Annotated in this window: 16 protein-coding genes; 4 read left to right on the top strand and 12 right to left on the bottom strand. The window is 69.4% G+C overall.

The features are described 5' to 3' along the window. Nucleotides 1–44 precede the first annotated feature (44 nt). From C8E83_RS12675 to C8E83_RS12695, 5 genes are all read right to left on the bottom strand, one after another. Nucleotides 45–1,694, bottom strand: a complete 1,650-nt coding sequence (locus tag C8E83_RS12675; protein WP_211331696.1) for a beta-N-acetylhexosaminidase — start codon at nucleotides 1,692–1,694, stop codon at nucleotides 45–47. A 2-nt stretch (nucleotides 1,695–1,696) separates the two neighbouring features. Continuing rightward, complete coding sequence (locus C8E83_RS12680) at nucleotides 1,697–2,644, bottom strand: carbohydrate ABC transporter permease (RefSeq protein WP_211331697.1); 948 nt, start codon at nucleotides 2,642–2,644, stop codon at nucleotides 1,697–1,699. Continuing rightward, nucleotides 2,641–3,576, bottom strand: a complete 936-nt coding sequence (locus C8E83_RS12685; RefSeq protein WP_121370232.1) for a carbohydrate ABC transporter permease — start codon at nucleotides 3,574–3,576, stop codon at nucleotides 2,641–2,643. Before C8E83_RS12685 ends, C8E83_RS12680 begins: the two co-directional genes overlap by 4 nt. A gap of 29 nt (nucleotides 3,577–3,605) precedes the next feature. Further along, the gene (locus tag C8E83_RS12690) at nucleotides 3,606–4,967 is read right to left on the bottom strand and encodes an extracellular solute-binding protein (RefSeq protein WP_211331698.1); all 1,362 of its coding nucleotides are present in this window, start codon (nucleotides 4,965–4,967) and stop codon (nucleotides 3,606–3,608) included. Nucleotides 4,968–5,050: 83 nt separating this feature from the next. Then, nucleotides 5,051–6,214 (bottom strand): ROK family transcriptional regulator, encoded by a 1,164-nt coding sequence (locus tag C8E83_RS12695; RefSeq protein WP_121370234.1) that lies wholly within the window; start codon nucleotides 6,212–6,214, stop codon nucleotides 5,051–5,053. A gap of 196 nt (nucleotides 6,215–6,410) precedes the next feature. On the opposite strand from C8E83_RS12695, the gene C8E83_RS12700 reads away from it, so the two are divergent. Next, entirely contained in the window at nucleotides 6,411–7,331 is a 921-nt protein-coding gene (locus C8E83_RS12700; protein ID WP_121370235.1) for an ROK family protein, read from the top strand. A 115-nt stretch (nucleotides 7,332–7,446) separates the two neighbouring features. Here C8E83_RS12700 and C8E83_RS12705 read toward each other — a convergent pair whose 3' ends face one another. The 5 genes from C8E83_RS12705 to C8E83_RS12725 form a co-directional block, all read right to left on the bottom strand. Beyond that, entirely contained in the window at nucleotides 7,447–9,657 is a 2,211-nt protein-coding gene (locus tag C8E83_RS12705; RefSeq protein ID WP_121370236.1) for an NADP-dependent isocitrate dehydrogenase, read from the bottom strand. 125 nt (nucleotides 9,658–9,782) lie between these two features. Beyond that, entirely contained in the window at nucleotides 9,783–10,880 is a 1,098-nt protein-coding gene (locus C8E83_RS12710; RefSeq protein ID WP_121370237.1) for an ABC transporter ATP-binding protein, read from the bottom strand. Continuing rightward, entirely contained in the window at nucleotides 10,877–11,872 is a 996-nt protein-coding gene (locus tag C8E83_RS12715; RefSeq protein WP_121370238.1) for an ABC transporter permease, read from the bottom strand. Before C8E83_RS12715 ends, C8E83_RS12710 begins: the two co-directional genes overlap by 4 nt. Continuing rightward, nucleotides 11,869–12,807 (bottom strand): ABC transporter permease, encoded by a 939-nt coding sequence (locus C8E83_RS12720; protein ID WP_121370239.1) that lies wholly within the window; start codon nucleotides 12,805–12,807, stop codon nucleotides 11,869–11,871. Before C8E83_RS12720 ends, C8E83_RS12715 begins: the two co-directional genes overlap by 4 nt. Nucleotides 12,808–12,843: 36 nt before the next feature. After that, nucleotides 12,844–13,998, bottom strand: coding sequence for an ABC transporter substrate-binding protein (locus C8E83_RS12725; RefSeq protein ID WP_121370240.1), 1,155 nt, complete (start codon nucleotides 13,996–13,998; stop codon nucleotides 12,844–12,846). A 199-nt stretch (nucleotides 13,999–14,197) separates the two neighbouring features. Here C8E83_RS12725 and C8E83_RS12730 point away from each other — a divergent pair, with 199 nt between their 5' ends. After that, nucleotides 14,198–14,899, top strand: coding sequence for a phosphonatase-like hydrolase (locus tag C8E83_RS12730; protein WP_121370241.1), 702 nt, complete (start codon nucleotides 14,198–14,200; stop codon nucleotides 14,897–14,899). A 13-nt stretch (nucleotides 14,900–14,912) separates the two neighbouring features. Here the strand turns inward: C8E83_RS12730 and C8E83_RS12735 are convergent, their stop codons facing one another. Both C8E83_RS12735 and C8E83_RS12740 read right to left on the bottom strand, forming a co-directional pair. After that, on the bottom strand, nucleotides 14,913–15,266 hold the full coding sequence (locus C8E83_RS12735; RefSeq protein ID WP_245981667.1) for an MGMT family protein: 354 nt from the start codon (nucleotides 15,264–15,266) through the stop codon (nucleotides 14,913–14,915). Further along, on the bottom strand, nucleotides 15,259–15,762 hold the full coding sequence (locus C8E83_RS12740) for a GNAT family N-acetyltransferase (RefSeq protein ID WP_121370242.1): 504 nt from the start codon (nucleotides 15,760–15,762) through the stop codon (nucleotides 15,259–15,261). The genes C8E83_RS12735 and C8E83_RS12740 overlap by 8 nt, the downstream gene beginning before the upstream one ends. A 143-nt stretch (nucleotides 15,763–15,905) precedes the next feature. On the opposite strand from C8E83_RS12740, the gene C8E83_RS12745 reads away from it, so the two are divergent. Next, nucleotides 15,906–17,147 carry an ROK family transcriptional regulator gene (locus C8E83_RS12745; protein WP_121371896.1) on the top strand — a complete coding sequence of 414 codons (1,242 nt, stop codon included), beginning with the start codon at nucleotides 15,906–15,908 and terminating at the stop codon, nucleotides 17,145–17,147. 65 nt (nucleotides 17,148–17,212) lie between these two features. Next, nucleotides 17,213–20,218, top strand: a complete 3,006-nt coding sequence (locus C8E83_RS12750) for an alpha-mannosidase (RefSeq protein WP_121370243.1) — start codon at nucleotides 17,213–17,215, stop codon at nucleotides 20,216–20,218. Nucleotides 20,219–20,397 lie beyond the last annotated feature (179 nt).

Consider the following 20,397-nt stretch of genomic DNA (forward strand, 5'->3'; position numbering starts at 1 on the left):
GGATGTTCCTCACTGTCGTGTGTGGTGCTGGCAGTGCAGCCTGTTCAGTCGGCGATCGCCTCGACGAGCTCGGCGAAGTAGGCGGCGCGCTCCTCGCGGGTCGCCGGCCTTCCGACGATTCCCGGCCGAGTCTGCCATGGTCGCGGCCCGTCCGAATGACGGTACTCGACGCCGATGGCATCCAGCCGTGCGAGGTGCGCCTCGAAGCGGGCGGTGAAGTCGTCGAAGTCGCGGCCTGGCCCCGACCAGAGCACTTCGGCGAGCGCGGCGAGACGCGGGAATGCGAAGTAGTCGAGGGTCCGGGGCGAGTCCATGTGCTCGCTCCAGAGGTTGCCCTGACCGCCCAGGATCCGAGTGCTCTCCTCCTGCGTCAGCTCGGCCGGCACCGGGTCGAACGAATACACGTCGCGGAGCGTCAGCGGGATCGAGACGGGGATCGGCTCGTCCGGCAACTCGGACTGCCGATAGTCGAGGTACACCTGGTCGTCGGGGCAGGAGACGACGTCGTGCCCTCGACGCGCCGCGGCGACGGCGCCCGTCATCCCGCGCCACGACGCGACGACCGTCGACGACGAGACCTCGCCCTCGAGGATCTCGTCCCACCCGAAGCTGCGGCGGCCGTGCCCCGTGATGTGCTGATCGAGTCTCGCCATGAACCAGGTCTGCAGCTCGGCTTCGTCGGTGAAGCCACGCTCGCGCATGAGCTCCTGCGTCCGCGGGTCGTCGCGCCACTGGTCGCGCGGGCACTCGTCGCCGCCGATGCCGATGAACGGCGACGGGAAGAGCGACATGACCTCGTCGAGCACGTTGCAGTAGAACTCGACCGTCGACTCCTCCATGTTGAGGACGTCCTCGATGATTCCCCAGCGGGTGTGGACCTCGCGCTTCACCGAGGCTCCGCCCACGCCGAGCTCGGGGTAGGCGGCGATAGCGGCCTGCGAGTGACCGGGAACGTCGATCTCCGGCACCACGGTGATGCGGCGTGCGGCGGCGTAGGCGACGACCTCGCGGATGTCGGCCTGCGTGTAGAAGCCGCCGTGGGGCCGACCGTCGCCCGGCGACGTCGGCGAAGCGCCGACCTGCGACTCGCGGCGCCACGAGCCGATCTCGGTGAGCTTCGGGTAGCGGAGGATCTCGATGCGCCAGCCCTGGTCTTCCGAGAGGTGCCAGTGCAGCGTGTTCAGCTTGTGCATCGCCATGAGGTCGATGAAGCGCAGGACATCATGCTTGGGCAGGAAGTGCCGCGCGACGTCGAGCATCGCGCCCCGCCATCCGAACCGCGGCTCGTCGGTGATCGAGACCGACGGCACCGACCAGTCGGCGCCGTCGATGGGCGCCCGGCGATACACCTCGGGCGGCAGGAGCTGAAGGAGCGTTTGGCACGCCGCGAAGAGACCCGCCTCGTCGCCGCCCTGCATCACGATCCCGTCGACCGTGACCTCGAGTCGGTAGGCGGCCGGGGCGAGGTCGGCGGCGAGCCCGACGACGATGGCGCGCTCTGCGGTGGGCCACTCCGGGCCGGCGGCGCGGAGCAGCAGGCCCGTGGCGGGGCGAAGTGCCGACTGCAACCAGGCGACGGTGCCTGCCAGCGCGTCGGCGGCGACGATCCGCACCTGGTCGTCGAGGACGAACGCGCCGACACCGGCCTCGATCGAGGCGGGTGCCGGCACGACGGCGAAGCGGGCTGTGGTCACTGCTATCCCTTCACGGCGCCGGCGGACATGCCCGACACCAGGTTGCGCTGGATGATCATGAAGAAGACGACGACGGGGAGCGAGAAGAGCACCGAGGCGGCCATCTGGCCGCCGAAGTCCGTGCCGCCCGTCGGCGTCGAGAACGACGCCAGCCAGAGGGGCAGCGTGTAGTGCGACTGGTCCTTCATGAAGACGTAGGCGACGAGGTAGTCGTTCCACGCGGCGATGAAGGCGAACACCCCGGTGGCGATCACGCCGGGCATCACGAGCGGGAAGAGCACACGGGTGAGCACCTGCCACGTGGTCGCTCCGTCGATCCTGGCGGCCTCCTCGACCTCCAGCGGGATGGCGAGGAAGAAGCCCCGCATGACCCAGATCGAGAACGGGAGCACGCTGCCGACGTAGGCGAGGATCAGGCCCGCGTAGGTGCCGAGCAGTCCGACCGCGTTGAACACGAGGAACAGGGGGATGAGCAGGGCCGTCGACGGAAGCATCTGAACGATCAGGATGAAGACCATGATCGACCGGCGCCCCCGGAACTGGAACCTCGAGAGGGCCGCCGACGCGAACAGGCCCAGCAGGATCGAGAAGACCACCGCGAAGACGACGACGATCACCGAGTTCTTGAGGTTGACCAGGAAGTCCGTCTGGCCGATCGCCACCACGAAGTTGCTGATGGTCGGGTGCGCGGGGAGGAAGAGCGGCGTCGGCGTCATGACCTCGCTCTGCGGCTTGAACGCGGTGTTCACCATCCAGTAGACGGGGAAGATCCAGACGAGGCTGAACACGATCGCGATGATGTTGCTGCCCCAGCGGATCCGGCGGCGGCGGCGGGGCTTCACGAGGACGCTCTCGCGGCGCTCGACGGCGGCGGCTTCGGCGACCGCCGAGGCGGCGCCGGAGTCGTCGGGCGGCGTCGTGCCGGTTCCGGTGGGGGCTGTCGTGGTCACAGGTCTTCTCCTGAGCGAAGCAGGTTGCGGACGTAGAACGAGGTCAGGATCACGAGCAGAAGCGTCGTGACGACCGAGATGGCGGCGCCCTTGCCGACGTCGAAGCTGACGAACGCCGTGATGAACGAGTAGACGCCGAGTGTCGTCGTCGAGCTGTCGGGACCGCCCTGCGACACGAGCCAGATCTGGTTGAAGACGTTGAAGTCCCAGATCACCGACAGGATCGTGACGAGCAGGAGGGTGGGCCGCAGGAACGTGACCACGATCGTCCGGTAGACGCGCCACTCGGAGGCGCCGTCGAGCCGCGCCGCCTCCTTCAGGTCGATGGGGATCTGGGTCTCGGCGGCGTAGAGCGTGAGGGCGATGAACGGCACCGCCTGCCACACGATCAGCATCCAGATCGAGAAGTACGACAGGAAGGTCGAGTTCGACCAGGCCGTGTTCGTCATGTCGCCGAAGAGGTGCGTCTGCGTGAGCAGCCAGTTCACGACGCCGTAGCCGGGCTGGAAGAGCCACTTCCAGACGATCGACGACGCCACGTTGGGCATGCCCCAGGCGAAGATGAGCACGATCGTCACGACGTACCGCATGACCGTGCCGAGCCGGGTCAGCAGGTGCGAGACGCCGGTGCCGATGGCGATGCTGCCCACCACCATGGCGGCCGTGAACAGGATCGTCCGCACCAGCGACGCCCAGAACGCCGGATCGCCCAGCAGGCTCGTGTACTGCGCGAGCCCGACCGCGTCATACGCGCCCGTGAAGAGGGAGCGCTGGTCGTAGTCGGTGAACGACGTGAAGACGAGGTAGACGATCGGTGCGACCGTCACCGCGAGGATCACGATTCCGGCGGGAGAGAGCAGCCACAGCGGCGCCCACGATCGGCGCTTGGGTGCGCGAGCACCCGTGCGGGGTCGGTCGAGCGTGATGGCCATGGCTGCTCTCTCTCGTTCGGAGGGTGATGCTACTTCGAGTTCAGCTGCGTGTTCGCGGCCGAGTCGAAGCTGTCCGCTGCGGCCTGAGGCGTCTTCGAGCCCGATGCCACGGCCTCGAAGAGGTTATTGATCGCCTCGTTGCCCTCGAGCGCCGCCCAGTTGCCGGAGGCCGGGGTGGCCTTCGAGTTCAGGGCCGCGTCGAAGAAGCCCTTCTGGAACGGGTCGACGGTCGCGTCAGCGGCCTTGATGCCCTCGGTGCTGTTCGGGATCCAGCCGTCGTTGCCGTAGACCCACTTCGACTGGATGGACGGGCTCGTGGCGAGCTTGGTCCACTCGAGCGCGAGATCGGTGTTCTTCGACTTCGCGGCGATGCCCCAGTCAGAGCCGCCGAGCATGGCCGGCTGCGTCTTCCCGGACTTTCCGGGGAAGGGGAAGGAGCCGAGGTCGCTGGTCGCGAGCTTCGGGTTCGCCTTCTGGATCAGGCCGAGCGCCCAGTTGTTGTCGAGGATCGCGCTGGTCTTGCCGTCGGCGAAGATCGTCTCCTGCGCCGGGGTGTCGGTGTCGAGGGTCTGCGACGCCTTGGTCGAGTAGGTGTTCTGGAACGTCTTGAAGTCGGCGAGGCCCTGCTGCGCCTTCGACGAGGCGAAGCCCGCCTTCCAGGTCTTGCCGCTCTGCGTGGCGATCTGGCCGCCCGCGTCCCAGACGAACTGCATGCCCGCGTACCAGTACTTGCCGGGCAGGTAGAACGGCGAGAAGTCGGCGGTCGACTTGTTGGCCGCAGCGACCTTGTCGAGGTCGGCGGTGAGCTCGTCGTAGGTCGTCGGCGCGGTCGTGATGCCCGCCTTCGACCACATCGACTTGTTGTAGATCACCGCTCGGGCGCCGGCGAAGCCGGGCACCGCGTAGAGGTGGTTCGAGATCGTCGCGGGCTCCTCCAGGCCACCGAGCCAGGTCTGGCCCTGCTGGAGGTCCTTCTTGTACGACGTGAGGTCGAGAAGGGCGCCGTTGGCCGCGTAGCTGGCGACCTGCGTGTTGCCGAGGTCGAGCACGTCCGGCGGCGTCGACGTCGCGAGCGCCGTCGAGATCTTCGTGGTGATGTTCGCCCACTGCTGGGTCTGGACGTTGACCTTCGCTCCGGTCTTGGCCGTGAACTCCTTGTTGATGGCCGCGATCGTCTTCGGCGTGTAGTCGCCGGTCATGACCCAGACGGTCAGGGTCTTGCCCTTGCCGCTGGTGGTGGGGACGGTCTTGACTCCGCTCGAGCCGGCGGCTGCGTTGCCGCCCGACGAGCAGGCGCTCAGGGCGAGCGCCGCAGCGAGGCCGAGGCCCAGCGCAGCGGCGGCGCGTCGTCGAACCGACACCGGCTTGGATGGCACTGCCTTGTATCGCACTGTGTTTCTCCTCATTCGTGGATGTAGTGGATCGGTGGTGGTGATGGGTCTGGGATGGTGGTGGTTCCGGGATGGCGACCGGTCTACGAGACGCCGAGCTCGGCCTGCAGGACGAGCGAGGCGCCGCCGAGCAGGACGAGGTCGCCGTCGCCCTGCGTGGTCCGGAGCGAGAGGCCCTCGCCGACGACCGAGAGGGTGCGCGCCTTGATCGTGTCGACCGCGGCGTCGCGGAACGGCCCGTCGAGCAGGTCGCTGGGGCCCGAGAGCACGACCTCGTTGAGGTTCAGGGCGCTGATCACAGGAGCAGCGACCACGCCGAGCGCACGACCCGCGTCGCGCAGCACCTCGCCGCGCGCCCCCTCGTCGAGGCCGGCGATGCGGTCGCTGAGGTACCGGGCGCCGATGACGGTCTCGAGGCAGCCGCGGCGACCGCAGGTGCAGAGGGCGCCTTCGCCGTCGGCGCCGACGGTCACGTGGCCGATCTCGCCCGCCGAGAACTGCTCGCCCTCGACGAGGGACCCGCCGATGATGAGGCCGACGCCGACGCCGTGCTCGATGGTGACGACCATGAGGCTCAGGCCCGGCACCTCGCGGAAGGTGTGGACGCCGAGAGCGGCCACGTTCGCGTCGTTGGCGACGAGCACGGGCAGGTGGAAGTAGTCGGCCAGGCGCTGGCGCAGCGGCAGGTCGAACCACTCGAGGTGGAGGGCCTCGCGGACGACGCCCTGGTCGTCGACGATGCCCGGCGAGCCCACCCCGATGCCGAGGATGCGCTGCGTCGTGAGGGCCGAGAGCCGCTCGGCGAGCCGGATGACCCGCGCGATCGCGTCTTCGCGGACCGCGCCGTCGATGGCCAGGTCGGCCCGGTCGACGACCTCGCCGCGGAGGTTGACGACGGCGCCGACGAATCGGTCGGCGCTCGAGAGGTCGAGGACGATCATGTGGAACGCGTCGGGGTTGATCTCGACGAGGGTCGCCGGCTTGCCCACCCGGACGTCCTCGCGCTGCCCGATCTCGGCGACGATGCCGTCGGCCTCGAGCTCGGCGACCAGCACGGACACGGTCGGGCGGGTCAGCCCGGATTCGCGGGCCAGATCGGCACGGCTCATGGCACCCTGGTGGAACAGGGCCTGAAGGACGACCGCGCGGTTGTGCACGCGGTTGTGCTGCGGAAGCGCCTTGACCGACACCCGTCGACGACGGGGCCCGCCGGTGCTCGACACAGTGGTCAACACGTCGTCGGACATGCGAGCTCGCTTTCGTTGAGAGGATCGGCCAGGGCTTGGTGGTGTTAGTAAATTGCCCTTACAAACAAAAGTCAAGAGTCAAAATCACGGCTTTACTTCAGCGAAACAATTCGCCGACCTGTTGCACGAATCTGGATTCGTAAGGTTTACTAACAAACATGATCCTCCCCTCAGTCACCGACGACTCGGCCGCCGCATGAGGGCCGGGCTCGACATCGGCGGCACCAAGATCGACGCGGTCGCCGTCGACGACGACGGCATCCGCACCGCGTCGCTTCGTCTGGCTACCGGGTTCGGGGAGGCCGCGGTGCTGGCGAGCGCACGTGACGCCGTCGAGGGTCTGCGCCGTCTGGTCGGGGAGGGGTTCGAGACGATCGGCGTGGGGATCCCGGGTCTCGTCGATCCTGCGACCGGCCGCGTCCGCCACGCGGTCAACCTGGGGCTCGACGACACCGACTTCGGCCGCGAGCTCGAAACCCTCGTGGGCGCACCCGTCACCGTCGAGAACGACGTGAACGCGGCGGCGCTCGGCGCCTACCACCTCATGGGGCTCGAAGGCCCCGTCGCGTACCTCAACCTCGGCACGGGCCTCGCCGCCGGCATCGTCCTCGACGGGCGGCTCTGGCGGGGCTCACGCGGCGTGTCCGGCGAGATCGGGCACATCCCGGCCGACCCGGCAGGCTACCCGTGTCCCTGCGGTCAGCGCGGCTGCCTCGAGACCGTCGCCTCCGGCTCGGCGATCGCCCGGCTCTGGCCCGCGACCGACGAGGTGCGCGCGGGCGATCACCCCGCCCAGGCACTGTTCCGCGAGGCGGCGGCGGGCGACACCGAGGCCGTGCGGATCCGCGACGACCTCGCCACCGGTGTCGCCGCCGCGATCAGGATCCTCGTGCTCACGGTCGACGTCGAGTCGGTCGTAATCGGCGGCGGGCTCAGCCACGTCGGCGCGCCGCTCCTGACCGAGGTGCAGCGGGTCCTGCGATCGTGGGCGGCGTCATCGACGTTCCTCGCGTCGCTCGACCTGCCCGACCGCATCGCGCTCCTGCCCGAGGGGCTCAGCGTCGCCGCCGTCGGCGCCGCCATGCTCGGGCGCCCCGAGAGCGTGCTCCACTCCTAACCCCCTCCACACACCAAATTCCGGACACAACTCCGACGATGATCGTGGAGTTTTGTCCGGAATTTGGTGTGCGGGAAGCGCGCCCCAGCCCGCAGGAGCCGAGGCGCGCCGAACGCTACAGGGCCGCGAGAGCCTCGTTCAGCGTCGCCGACGGACGCATGACCGCGCTCGCCTTCGCGTCGTCCGGGCGGTAGTACCCGCCAATGTCGACCGGGTGCCCCTGGGGTGCGATGAGCTCGGCCGTGATCGTCTCTTCTCCGTCGGACAGCGCCGCCGCGAGGGAGGCGAAGTCAGCGGCGAGCGAGGAGTCGGCCGACTGTGCCGCGAGCTCCTGCGCCCAGTAGAGCGCGAGGTAGTAGTGGCTGCCGCGGTTGTCGATCGAGCCGACCGAGCGCGACGGCGACTTGTTCTCGTCGAGGAACGTCGCGGTGGCGCGGTCGAGCGTGTCGGCGAGGATCTGCGCGCGGGCGTTGTCGGTCGAGACCGCGAGGTGCTCGAAGCTGGCCGCGAGCGCGAGGAACTCGCCTAGGCTGTCCCAGCGCAGGTAGTCCTCGTTCACGAGCTGCTGCACGTGCTTCGGGGCCGAGCCGCCGGCGCCGGTCTCGAAGAGGCCGCCGCCGTTGAGCAGGGGCACGATCGAGAGCATCTTGGCGCTCGTGCCGAGCTCCATGATCGGGAACAGGTCGGTCAGGTAGTCGCGCAGCACGTTGCCGGTGACCGAGATGGTGTCTTCGCCGCGGCGGATGCGCTCGAGCGAGTACTCGATCGCCTCGACCGGCGAGAGGATCTCGAGGGTGAGGCCGTCGGTGTCGTAGTCGCCCAGGTACTGCTTCACGAGGCCGATGAGGGTGGCGTCGTGGGCGCGCGTCTCGTCGAGCCAGAAGACGGCGGGGGCACCGGTGGCGCGGGCGCGCGTGACGGCGAGCTTGACCCAGTCGCGGATCGCGGCGTCCTTCGTCTGGCACATGCGCCAGATGTCGCCGGTCTGCACCTGGTGCTCGAGCAGCGTCGAGCCGTCGGCGGCGAGCACGCGGATCTCGCCGGTGCCGGGAGCCTGGAACGTCTTGTCGTGCGAGCCGTACTCTTCGGCCGCCTGCGCCATGAGGCCGACGTTCGGCACGGTGCCCATCGTGGTGGGGTCGAACGCACCGTTCGCCTTGCAGTCGGCGATCGTGGCCTGGTAGATGCCGGCGTAGCTGGAGTCGGGGATCACGGCGAGCGTGTCGTGCTCCTGCCCGTCGGCGCCCCACATGTGGCCCGAGGTGCGGATCATCGCGGGCATCGACGCGTCGACGATGACGTCGCTCGGCACGTGGAGGTTCGTGATGCCCTTGTCGGAGTCGACCATGGCCAGCTCGGGGCCGGTCTTCAGCCCCTCGTCGAAGGCCGCGCGGATCTCCGCGCCGTTCGGCAGCGCGTCGAGGCCCGACAGGATCGCGCCGAGACCGTCGTTCGGGTTGAGGCCCGCGGCGGCCAGATCGGCGCCGTACTTCTCGAACACGTCGTCGAAGTAGGCCCGGATGACGTGGCCGAAGATGATCGGGTCGGAGACCTTCATCATCGTCGCCTTGAGGTGCACGGAGAACAACACGCCCTTCTCCTGGGCGGCGGCCATCTGAGCCTTGAGGAACTCGCGGAGCGGACCGACGCGCATCGCGGTGGCGTCGATGACCTCGCCCTCCTTGACGGCGACCGACGGGCGGAGCACGGTGTGCGTGCCGTCGTCGCCGAAGAACTCGATCGAGACGGTGCCGTCGGAGGGGACGATGGTGCTCTTCTCGCTCGAGCGGAAGTCGTCGACGCCCATCGTCACGACCTCGGTCTTCGAGTCGGACGACCAGGCGCCCATGCGGTGCGGGTGCTTCTTCGCGTAGGCCTTGACCGAGGCGGGCGCGCGACGGTCGGAGTTGCCCTGACGGAGCACCGGGTTGACGGCGGAGCCCTTGACCCGGTCGTAGCGAGCGCGGACGTCCTTCTCGTCGTCGGTCGACGGCTCGTCCGGGTAGTCGGGCAGGTCGAAGCCCTGCGAGCGCAGCTCGGCGATCGCGGCCTTGAGCTGAGGCACGGAGGCCGAGATGTTCGGCAGCTTGATGATGTTGCCCTCGGGCTCCTCGGCCAGCTCGCCCAGTTCGGCGAGGGCGTCGGGCGTGAATTGCTCGGCCGTGAGGCGGTCGGGGAACTGCGCCAGGATCCGGCCGGCCAGCGAGATGTCGCGGGTCTCGACGTCGACCCCGGCCTTCGCCGCGTAGGCCTCGATGATCGGCAGGAACGAGTACGTCGCCAGCCTGGGTGCCTCGTCGGTCAAGGTGTAGATGATCTTGCTCATAGGCGTGACGACTCCTTCGGTCTGCGAACTTCGATGTATCTCGATATCAAGATACATTGTCTGCCCGAGAGTGGGCTCCACCAGCCGCCGATCGGCGTCGCTGGCGTCGCCCCCACCCTATTGCGTCAGGCCGGAGCAGGCGCCGACGCGACCGGCCGACCGGTCAGGCGCAGCGCCACGGTGTCGCCGAAGAGGAACTGCTGCTCGACCGAGTGCTGCACCGACACGATCGTGTCGTCGTCGGTGAGACGGACCGTCGTGCGACGGAGCGAGCCGAGGAAGCTCGTCGACGCCACGGTCCCGTGGATCGCCGTGGCGGCCTCCGGCGACGTCGGCTCGACGAAGACGATGTCCTCCGGGCGGACGTAGGCCAGCACCTCGCCATCGGGCAGCGTGGGGTCGATCGAGGGGAGCTTCGCGCCGCGCACCGTGATGGTCCCGCCCGAGAGCGTGCCGCGCATCCTGTTGCTGACACCGACGAAGTCGGCCACGAACGAGGTGGCGGGCGTGAGGTAGAGCTCTTCGGGGGTGCCGATCTGCTCGATCTCGCCGGCACGCATGACGGCGACGCGGTCGGCGACGGCGAGCGCCTCCTCCTGGTCGTGGGTGACGAACAGCGTCGTGATGCCGAGCTCGGTCTGGATGCGGCGGATCTCCTCGCGGAGCTGCACGCGCACCTTCGCGTCGAGCGCCGAGAGGGGCTCGTCGAGCAGGAGCACACGGGGCCGGGTCACGAGGGCCCTCGCCAGGGCGACGCGCTGCTGCTGTCCGCCCGAGAGCTGGTGGGCATACCGTGCCGCCAGGTGATCGAGGCTGACCATCTCGAGCGCCTCGATGGCGCGCCTGCGGCGGGTGGCGGCGTCGACCTTGCGCATCTGCAGCCCGAACTCGACGTTTTGCTGCACGGTCATGTGCGGGAAGAGCGAGTACTGCTGGAACACCATGCCGATGTCGCGGCGGTTGACCGGCACGGTCGCGACGTCGCCGCCGTCGATGCGGATCGAGCCCGAGGTGATCTGCTCGAGGCCGGCCAGCGAGCGGAGCGCCGTGGTCTTGCCGCAGCCGGACGGCCCGAGCAGGGCGACGAACTCGCCGGGCTGCAGGGTGAGGCTGAGCGAGTTCAGGGCGCGCGAGGTGCCGTACTCCTTGACGACGTCGATCAGTTCAACGGTCGCGCCCTCGCCGACGCGCTCGAGGATGGGGGCGGGGCTGGTCGAGGTCATGAGGCGCTCCTTGCGGGGGTGCTGCTGTCGCGGGACGAGGGGGTGGCGGTGCCGGTGCCGGCGCCGCGAGCGGCGGCCTTGGCGGCGCGGCGGGCGCGCGAGGCCTCGCGGGCGCCGGGGTCGATCGCGCCGAAGCGGCCGATCAGCACCAGCAGGATGAAGGCGAAGACCAGGGCGGCCAGCGCGAAGATGACGGCCACGTACGGGTCCGTCTGGCTGATGAGCAGCAGCGCCGTCTGGAACGTGTTCTGGCTGAGGAACGACGCGATCGTGTACTCGCCGAGGACCACGGCGACCGTGAGGAAGATCGCCGAGACGACACCACGGCGCATGTTCGGCAGGATCACGCGCCAGATGACGACGAGCCAGTTGCCGCCGAGCGAACGCGCGGCCTCGCTCAGGGTGACCAGGTCGAACGCGGCGATGTTCGTCGCGATCGGACGGTAGGCGTAGGGCAGCACGATGATGCCGACGGCGAAGGCGAGGGTCCACGGGTCGCTGCCGAAGATGGCGGCGACCTTCTGGTACACCGGCACGAAGCCGACGACCAGCACGATCGAGGGGATCGTGATTGGCAGGATGCAGATGAACTCGAGCACGCGACGCACGCGCGGGTACCGCAGTTCCACCAGCAGCATCGTCGGGAGCAGGATCAGCATCATGAGCGCCACCGTGATGACGCAGATGATCAGCGAGTTGACGATGCCCTGGAACAGCGGCGAGTAGTCGATTCCGGTCGCCGGGTCGGTGTGGAAGATCGAGACGTAGTGGTCGAAGTTGTAGACGCCGACCTTGCCCGAGGTGCGCAGCGAGAACTCGAACATCGCGGCCAGCGGCACGAGGAAGACCAGGCCGACGACGATGAGGATGATGTAGCGGGCGGCCCGGCTGGGCTCGGCGCCGAAGCGGGGCGTCTTGCCGCGGCGCGGGGCCGGGTTCTTCGGCTCCGAGGTGGGCTCGACCGAGACCGAGGTGACGGGGACGGCGCTCATCGCTGCCACCTCGCCGCACGCCGCTGGAGCAGCGAGTAGAAGAACATGATGATCACCATGATGACGAGCATCCCGAGGGCGAGGACGCCGGCCGTGTTGGCGACGCCGACGATCGTCTCGCTCGTGAGCTGCTGCTTGATGGCGAGCGGCACGATGCCGCCCTGGCTGAGGAGCGCCGCCGCGGTGGCGAACGACGAGAACGAGTTCGCGAAGAGCAGCAGGACGCTGCCGGCGAAAGCGGGGGTGAGGACCGGCATGGCGATCCTGGTCCAGTAGTGGAAGCGCGTGGCGCCGAGCGTGGCCGCGGCCTCGCCCCACGTGGCCTTGAGGCCCTCCATCGCGGGCATGAAGGTGAGGACCATCAGCGGCACGTCGAAGTAGGTGTAGGGGATGATCAGGCCGGGGACCTTGTACAGCAGGGCGCCGTTGGCGTTGATGTCGAAGCCGAACGTGTTCTTGAGGAACAGCGTCACGAAGCCCTGGAAGCCGATCGTGGCGATGAACGCGAAGGCGAGCATGACGCCGCCGAACTGGGCGAGCACGCTGGAGGCGGCGTCGATCGCGGTGCGGAGGAGCCCCTCGGCCTTTGTGCCCAGGAGGGCGAAGCAGACCAGGGCGCCGATGACCGCGCCGAGGATCGCGCTGATGGCGGACACCAGGAGCGATCCGGTGAAGTTGTTGATGATGGTCGAGTCCGTCAGCGCCTTCAGGTTCGCGAGCGTGAACGCCCCGCTCTCGCTGAAGAAGCCGCTCGCGACCGCGATGACCGCGGGGATCGCGAGGAACAGGACCACGTAGGCGGCGAACGGCGTGAAGCCGAGCCAGGCGGCGCTGAGGCGCCGGGGCTTCGCAGCCCCGGCGCCTCGCGACACCGTCGACGACACAGCCGCGTCCGCCGAGGCGGTGGGCGTGCCCTTGATCGTCTGTGTCGTCATGAGTGTTTTCTTCTCGGGTGACCGGTCAGGAGGGTGTTACTGAACGGCCTTGGCCCAGCCGGCGGTGAGGAGCGTCGCAGCCTTGGAGGCCTGGTCGGCGGTCAGCTGGACGAAGTCCTTCGGAGCCGCGCCCACCTTGGCGAGCGTCGCCTTGTCGACGGTGCCGTTCTTCTCCATCGCGGCGAGGGTGGCCGGGTAGGCGCCCGAGGCGAGGTAGAGGTTCTGAACGGCGGGGCTGTAGATGTACTCCTCCCAGAGGCGAGCCGCGGCCGGGTCCGGCGCGTCGGCGTTGATCGCCTGGTTGTAGTACGAGCCGAGGGCGGTTCCGGGCAGGACGACCGTCTTCCAGTTCGGGTTTCCGGCCGATCCTGCAGCCGGGCCCCACGCGAGGTTGTTGTACGACCACTGGATGACGACCGGGGTCTCACCCGAGTTCACCGTCGCCTGCGTGGGCAGGGTCGAGTTGAAGTTGCCCTTGGACTTGAGCTCCTTGAAGAAGTCGATGCCGGGCTGGATGTTGTCGGCGGAACCGCCGTTGCCGAGAGCGGCGAGGTAGACGGCCGAGGCGGCCTCGTTGGCCTGCGTCGGGTCGCCCTTGATCGAGACCTTGTTCTTGTACGAGGAGTCGAGCAGGTCGGTGATCGAGGTCGGCTTGGTCTTGATGACGCTCGAGTCGTAGCCGACCGACATGAGGCCGGTGTAGTCGTAGTACCAGGTGCCGTCGGCGTCCTTGAAGTCGGCGGGGATGTCCGACCAGTTGGAGACCTTGTACTTCGCCATCAGGTCGAGGTTCTGGTCGAGGACGGCGGTGCCGATGTCGAAGACGTCGGGAGCGGTCGACTGGCCCTTGAGCGACTTCGCTGCGGCGACCTCGTCGGCCGAGGAGCCGTTCGGGTTGGCCGAGGTGATCTTGATCTTCGGGTACTTCTTCTCGAAGCCGGCGATGATCTTGCCGTAGTTCGCCCACGACGGCGGAAGGGTGATGACGTTGAGGTGACCCTCGGCGTTGGCCGCGGCGACGAGGCCGCTCATGCCGCCGAAGTCCTTGACGCTGGTGGCCTTAGCGGCCTGGGCCTTGGTGACCGAGCTGGTGCTCGACGAGCCGGCGGTCGAGTTCGACGAGCAGCCGGTCAGCACGACGGCGACCGCCGCGGCGAACGCCAGGCCGGCGACGATGCGGTTCTTCTTCACTGTGTGTTCCTCCTGATCGCCGCCGGTGGTCCGTGGTGCCGGACAGGGGGATCCGCGGGCCGATCGGGGCCATGTTTGCCGTCCCCCGTTACGGGGACACTCGACTTCGGTGAATGGTTCGCCAACAGTCGGCGACCAGTCGTCGCAGGTTCACGCGGACGGTTCGTCGGCTCCGGCGCCCGCCTCTACGCTTCTGACCATGATCGACTTGGCAGTCTTCGACATGGCGGGAACGACGATCGACGACGGGGGCGTCGTCTACCGGGCCCTCGAGGCGGCGGTGACCGGCGCCGGCGCGACGGTCGACCCGACCGACCTGCAGACCTGGATGGGCACCGACAAGGTGTCCGCCATCACGGCCCTCCTCCCCCTCGGCGGTGTCGACGCCACGCCTTCGCTCGTTGACGACTGCTTCGACACGTTCAAGGCGTATCTGGCGCAGGCCTACGTCGACACTCCCCCGACGCCGTTCGCCGGGGTCGAGGAGGCCATCGCGACGCTGCGGTCACGCGGCATCAAGGTCGCGCTGACCACCGGATTCGACCGCGAGGTCACGTCGGGTCTGCTGACCTCGCTCGGCTGGGGCGTCGACGCAGGAGCCCGCGTGGTGCTCGACGCGGTCGTCACCACCTCCGACGTCGTGGCCGGCCGCCCCGCGCCGTACATGATCCACCACGCCATGGAGCTCACCGGGGTCGTCTCCGTGGCCGGCGTTCTCGCGGCCGGTGACACCATCGTCGACCTGCAGGCCGCGCGCAACGCGGGCGCGATCGCCGTCGGAGTGCTGACCGGGGCTCTGCCGGAGGCGGCTCTCGCCGAGGGGCCGCACGACTACATCCTGCCCGGCGTGGCCGTGATCCCGACCCTCTCGGAGTGCGCGCCGGCCGCTGCCGCCGTGTAGTCGTCCTCGCCTGCTAACCCGTCCAGGCGGCCCGGCCGAGGTCGACGCGCCACGTGCCGGCGCGCGACCAGACCAGCGGCGTGCCCTCGACCCGGTACATCTCGAGCGCGCGCTGCTCGTGGCCGGCCGCGGGGTGACCGGAGGCGCGGACGACTCGCCACCAGGCGACCTCGCCGCCCGCGTGCGCCATCACCTTGCCGACGCCGCGCGAAGACCGCGAGCCGAGTGCCGCGGCCACGCCGCCGTACGTCATGACGCGGCCCTCGGGGATCGACTCGACGACCTCGAGGACGCGCGAGAACCAGTCGTCGGGATCGGGAGACCCGCCGTCGACCTCGGGACCGGGCCGGGCCGGGCTCTCAGGCACCGACGGGGTCGCTCGCCGACTGCTCGGCGGCGGAGGCGCCGGGAGCGAGGCTGAGGGCTGCCAGGTGCTCGCCGTAGTCGGTCTCGCCGATCACCTCGAAGCCGATGTGGAGGAAGAACGCCTCGGGCCCGTCGTCGCCGGGCTCGTACATGACGGTCAGCCGCTCGAAGCCGCGCGATCTGGCCTCGTCGGCGAGAGCGTGGACGGCGAACCGGCCGATGCCGCGACCCTGCGCGTCGGCGGACACGTTGATGCGCCAGATGCAGCTGCGCAGTTCGTCCTTGTCGGTGTCGGGGTCGAAGCTGCCCATGATGAACCCGACGACCTCGTCGCCGTCGAGCACCACGCGCGGCCAGGCGGCGGACGGACTCATGTACGCCAGTGACATGGAGTACGAGACCGGCGCCAGGTACTGCTCTTGACCCGGCTTGAGGGTCAGCGAGTTGGCTGCGACGGCGGTCGACGCCGACAGCTCTTCGAGGCGGAGGTCGTTCATGTGGGCCAGGCTAGCCCCTGCGGCGGAGTCTGGGCAGGGGGCACAAAGACCTGTGGAGAACTCTTCGGAGACGCCGAGGAAACGGTGACGGATAGGGTTCGAGTGCATCGATCGACGATGCACGACACGTGATGGGAGGCCGCATGCGCACGGGCACCAATCTGCCGGCGATCGGCGGCTACAACCAGGCGGTCGTGCTCGACGCCGTCCGCCGGTCGCCCGAGGGCCTGAGCCGCACCGAGATCGCCGAGAACACGGGGCTCAGCGCCCAGACGGTCGGGAACGTGACGCGGCGCCTGCTCGACGAGCGGCTCGTCGACGAGACCGGCACGGTGTCCGTCGGGCGCGGCAAGCCCCGCACGATCCTGCAGCTGCGCGGTCAGGGCGGCTTCGCGGTCGGCGTCCACATCGACCCCGCCGTCATCACCTACGTCGTGCTCGACCTGCGCGGGTCCGTGATCGCCCACTCGCGCACGCGGACCCCGTCCGCGCAGGAGCCGGCCGCCGTCATCCGGCTCATGGCGCACGCCATCCGCTCCCTCGTCGACGACTCCGGCGTCGACCCCGGCCTGGTCATCGGCGTCGGCATCGCCTCACCGGGCCCCATCGACGCCGAGGCGGGCACCGTCCTCGACCCGCCCATGCTCGACGGCTGGCAGAGCGTTCCCCTGCGTGCAGCCCTCAGCGAGGCGACGGGCCTCCCCGTGCTCCTCGAGAAGGACGTCACCGCCGCCGCGGTCGCCGAGCTCTGGTTCGCCCGGGGCCCGAGCCGCTCCGACTTCGCATTCGTCTACTACGGGACCGGCTTCGGCATCGGTCTCGTCGTCGGTCGCGAGGTGATCCGCGGAGCCACGTCGAACGCCGGCGACGCCGGTCACATCACGGTCGACCCCGACGGCCCCGAGTGCGTCTGCGGGCGCCGGGGCTGCGTCGGCGACCTCATCACGCCGCGGTCGCTCGTGCGCGAGGCCGCGGCGGCCGGCGTCGTGTCGCCGGTACCCGGGGCGAGTGCGCACCCGCCCGACATGACAGCCGTGGGGAACGCGCTGCACGAGCTCGCGGCGAGCGCAGGAGCCGAGGACGAAGCCGCGGTCCGCATCCTGCGCTCTGCCGCCCACCGCCTCGCCCGGGCACTCGTCGTGATCGCGAACCTCCTCGACGTGGACGAGTTCGTGTTCGGCGGCCCGTTCTGGGACGACATCGGCGACGCCCTCCTCGCCGCCCTGCCGTGGGCGGTCGAGTCGTCGCCGGCACGTGTCTCGCGGCGCTCGCTGTCGTTCGAGACATCGCGCATCGGCGAGGACGTCGCCGCCGTGGGCGCCGCCTGCCTCGTGCTCGACCACGCCTTCTCGCCGCGCCCCTCGGCGATGCTCATCTCGGTCTGAACGGTTCTCCACAGCACGCCGAATTCGCTTGACACCGACTTACTCCATCGGATTGAGTTAATGCCATGCACGACACCACGCAGCACGCCGAAGTCCGCGTCGACCGCTTCGTCCGGGAGAGAATCCTCCCCGCGATCGAGCGGCGAAGCCTGCCGCTGTCGATCGAGGCGTGGGAGGTCCCCGACGAGCCGGTGCCGTTCGCCGAGGCCGTCGGGCAGGAGTTCACGCCGTTCGAGGTCGGCACGGCGTGGAGCAAGCCGTGGGGCACGACCTGGTTCCACGTCACCGGCGCGGTGCCCGCAGGCTGGGGCGGACCGGGCGTCGCGCTCGAGCTCGCCGTCGACCTCGGCTTCAGCGCCCGTCAGCCCGGCTTCCAGGCCGAGGGCCTGGTCTGGCGCCCCGACGGCTCGATCGTCAAGGCCCTCGAGCCGCTCAACTCGTCGGTGACCCTCGACGTGTCGGCCGGCGGAACGATCGACCTCTACATCGAGGCGGCATCGAACCCCGACGTCGGCGGCAACTACTTCTACGTGCCGACCCCGATGGGCGACAAGGCGACGGCCGGCAGCGAGCCGATCTACACGCTCCGTCGCGTCGATCTCGTCGAGCGCGACCTGGTCGTGGCCGAGCTCGAGCTCGACACGTGGAGTCTCGTCGGGTTGATGCGCGAGCTCGATGCCGCCCTGCCGCGCCGGGCCGAGATCCTCGCTGCCCTGGAGCGGATGTGCGACGCGGTCGATCCCGACGACGTCGCCGGTACGGCGTCCGCCGGGCGCGACGCCCTCGCCGGCGTGCTCGCCTCGCCCGCCTACGCGAGCGCCCACTCGATCACTGCCGTCGGGCACGCCCACATCGACTCCGCCTGGCTCTGGCCGACGCGCGAGACCGTGCGCAAGTGCGCCCGCACCTTCTCGAACGTGCTCGAGCTGATGGACCGCGACCCCGAGTTCGTCTTCGCCTGCTCCAGCGCCCAGCAGTTCGCCTGGATCAAGGAGTTCTACCCCGAGCTGTTCGAGCGCATCCGCGAGCGAGTGGCCGAGGGGCGCTTCGTTCCGGTCGGCGGCATGTGGGTCGAGAGCGACACGAACATGCCCGGTGGTGAGGCGCTCGTCCGCCAGTTCGTGCAGGGCCAGGGATTCTTCGAGCGCGAGTTCGGGTACCAGCCGCGCGAGGTGTGGCTGCCCGACTCGTTCGGCTACACGGCAGCGATGCCCCAGATCGCGCGAGGCGTCGGGGCCGACAGCTTCCTCACTCAGAAGATCTCGTGGAACGACACCAACCGGATGCCGCACCACACCTTCCTCTGGGAGGGGATCGACGGCACGCGCATCTTCACGCACTTCCCGCCGAACGACACGTACAACTCCGACCTCTCGGGTTCCGACCTCGCCAAGTCGCAGCGCCAGTACGCCGAGAAGGGCTCGGCGAACGTGTCGATCGGCCTGTTCGGCTACGGCGACGGCGGCGGCGGGCCCACCCGCGAGATGCTCGGTGCGGCTCACCGCACGCACGACCTCGAGGGGTCTCCTCGCGTGACGCTCGGGACTCCCAAGGCGTTCTTCGACGAGGCGAAGGCGACCCTGCCGAATCCTGCGGTCTGGTCGAACGAGATGTACCTCGAGCTGCATCGCGGCACGTACACGACGCAGGCGAACACCAAGCTCGGCAATCGGCGCAGCGAGCACCTCCTCCGCGAAGCCGAGCTCTGGAGCGCCACCGCGGCCTCGCGGGGTCTCGTCGACTACCCCTACGACCGGCTCACGTCGATCTGGCAGACGGTGCTGCTGCAGCAGTTCCACGACATCCTGCCCGGGTCGTCGATCGCCTGGGTCTACCAGCAGGCGGAGGCGAACTACGCTGCGGTCGAGGCCGAGCTCGACGAGATCATCCGGTCGGCCCAGCAGGCCCTCGCGGGCTCGGGCGACACACCGATCGTCTTCAACGGCGCGCCGGTTCCCTCCTCGGGCGTCGGTGCTCTCGCCGCTGGGCCGGCCATCCCGACCGGGCGGGTCGCTCCCGTCGCCGAATCGTCCGGCTTCTCGCTCGACAACGGGGTCGTGACGGCCCGTTTCGATGAGGCCGGCCTCCTCGTCTCGTTCGTCGACGCGACGACGGGCCGCGACCTCGTCGCCCCGGGCGAGGTGGCCGGGCTCCTGCAGGTGTTCCGCGACACCCCGAACCAGTGGGACGCGTGGGACATCGATCGCGACTACCGACGCACCGTCACCGAGCTTCGGCAGCCCGACTCGGTCGAGGTCGTCGACGACGCGCTCGTCGTGCGTCACTCGTTCGGCGACTCGACGTTCACCCAGCGGTACCGACTCGACGAGGGTGCGGACGAGCTCCGGATCGAGACCCACGTCGACTGGCACGAGCACGAGAAGCTGCTCAAGCTCGCCTTCCCGCTCGATCTGCGTTGCGACTACGCGGCCTCCGAGATCCAGTTCGGCCACCTCACCCGACCGACCTACGTGAACACGTCGTGGGATCACGCCCGGTTCGAGACCATCGCCCACCGGTGGGTGCACGTCGGCGAGCCCGGCTTCGGGGCGGCCGTCGCCAACGGATCGACCTACGGGCACGACATCTCGCGGTCGACGCGAGACGACGGCGGCACGACCACGCTGGTGCGCGAGTCACTGCTGCGCGCCCCCGAGTTCCCCGACCCGCACGCCGACCAGGGTGAGCACACGCTCCAGACCGTGCTGAGCGTCGCGCCCGACGTCCTCTCGGCCGCCGGCACCGGCTACCGGCTGAACCTCCCGGTCCGCACGGTCGCCGGAGCCCCGGGGTGCGTGGTCGAGCCCCTCGCGTCCGTCTCATCGTCGAGCGTCTTCATCGAGTCGGTGAAGCTCGCCGAAGACCGCTCCGGCGACATCGTGGTGCGGCTCTACGAGGCTCAGGGGGCTCGCGCGACGACCACCGTCGCGTTCGGCGCCGACGTGGCGTCGGTGTGGCGGACGGACCTGCTCGAGCGTGACCTCGGCGAGTCCGGCTGGCACGATGCCGATCCCGTGGCGCTGACTCTGCGCCCCTTCGAGATCGTGACCCTGCGCGCCACCCTCGCCTGACCCCGGCGCTGCCTGCCCACCCGGCGCCGTCGTACGGCGGCCCGGCGGTCAGGCGGCCCGGCGGTCAGGCGGCCCGGCGGTCAGGCGGCCCGGTGTCGCTCCCCGGGGCGATGCCTTACTTTTTTCCCTCCTCAACTACGTAGTTGAGGAGGGAAAAAAGTGAAGCAACTCTCCCGCTC

This window comes from Frondihabitans australicus (assembly GCF_003634555.1).
Taxonomy (GTDB): domain Bacteria; phylum Actinomycetota; class Actinomycetes; order Actinomycetales; family Microbacteriaceae; genus Frondihabitans; species Frondihabitans australicus.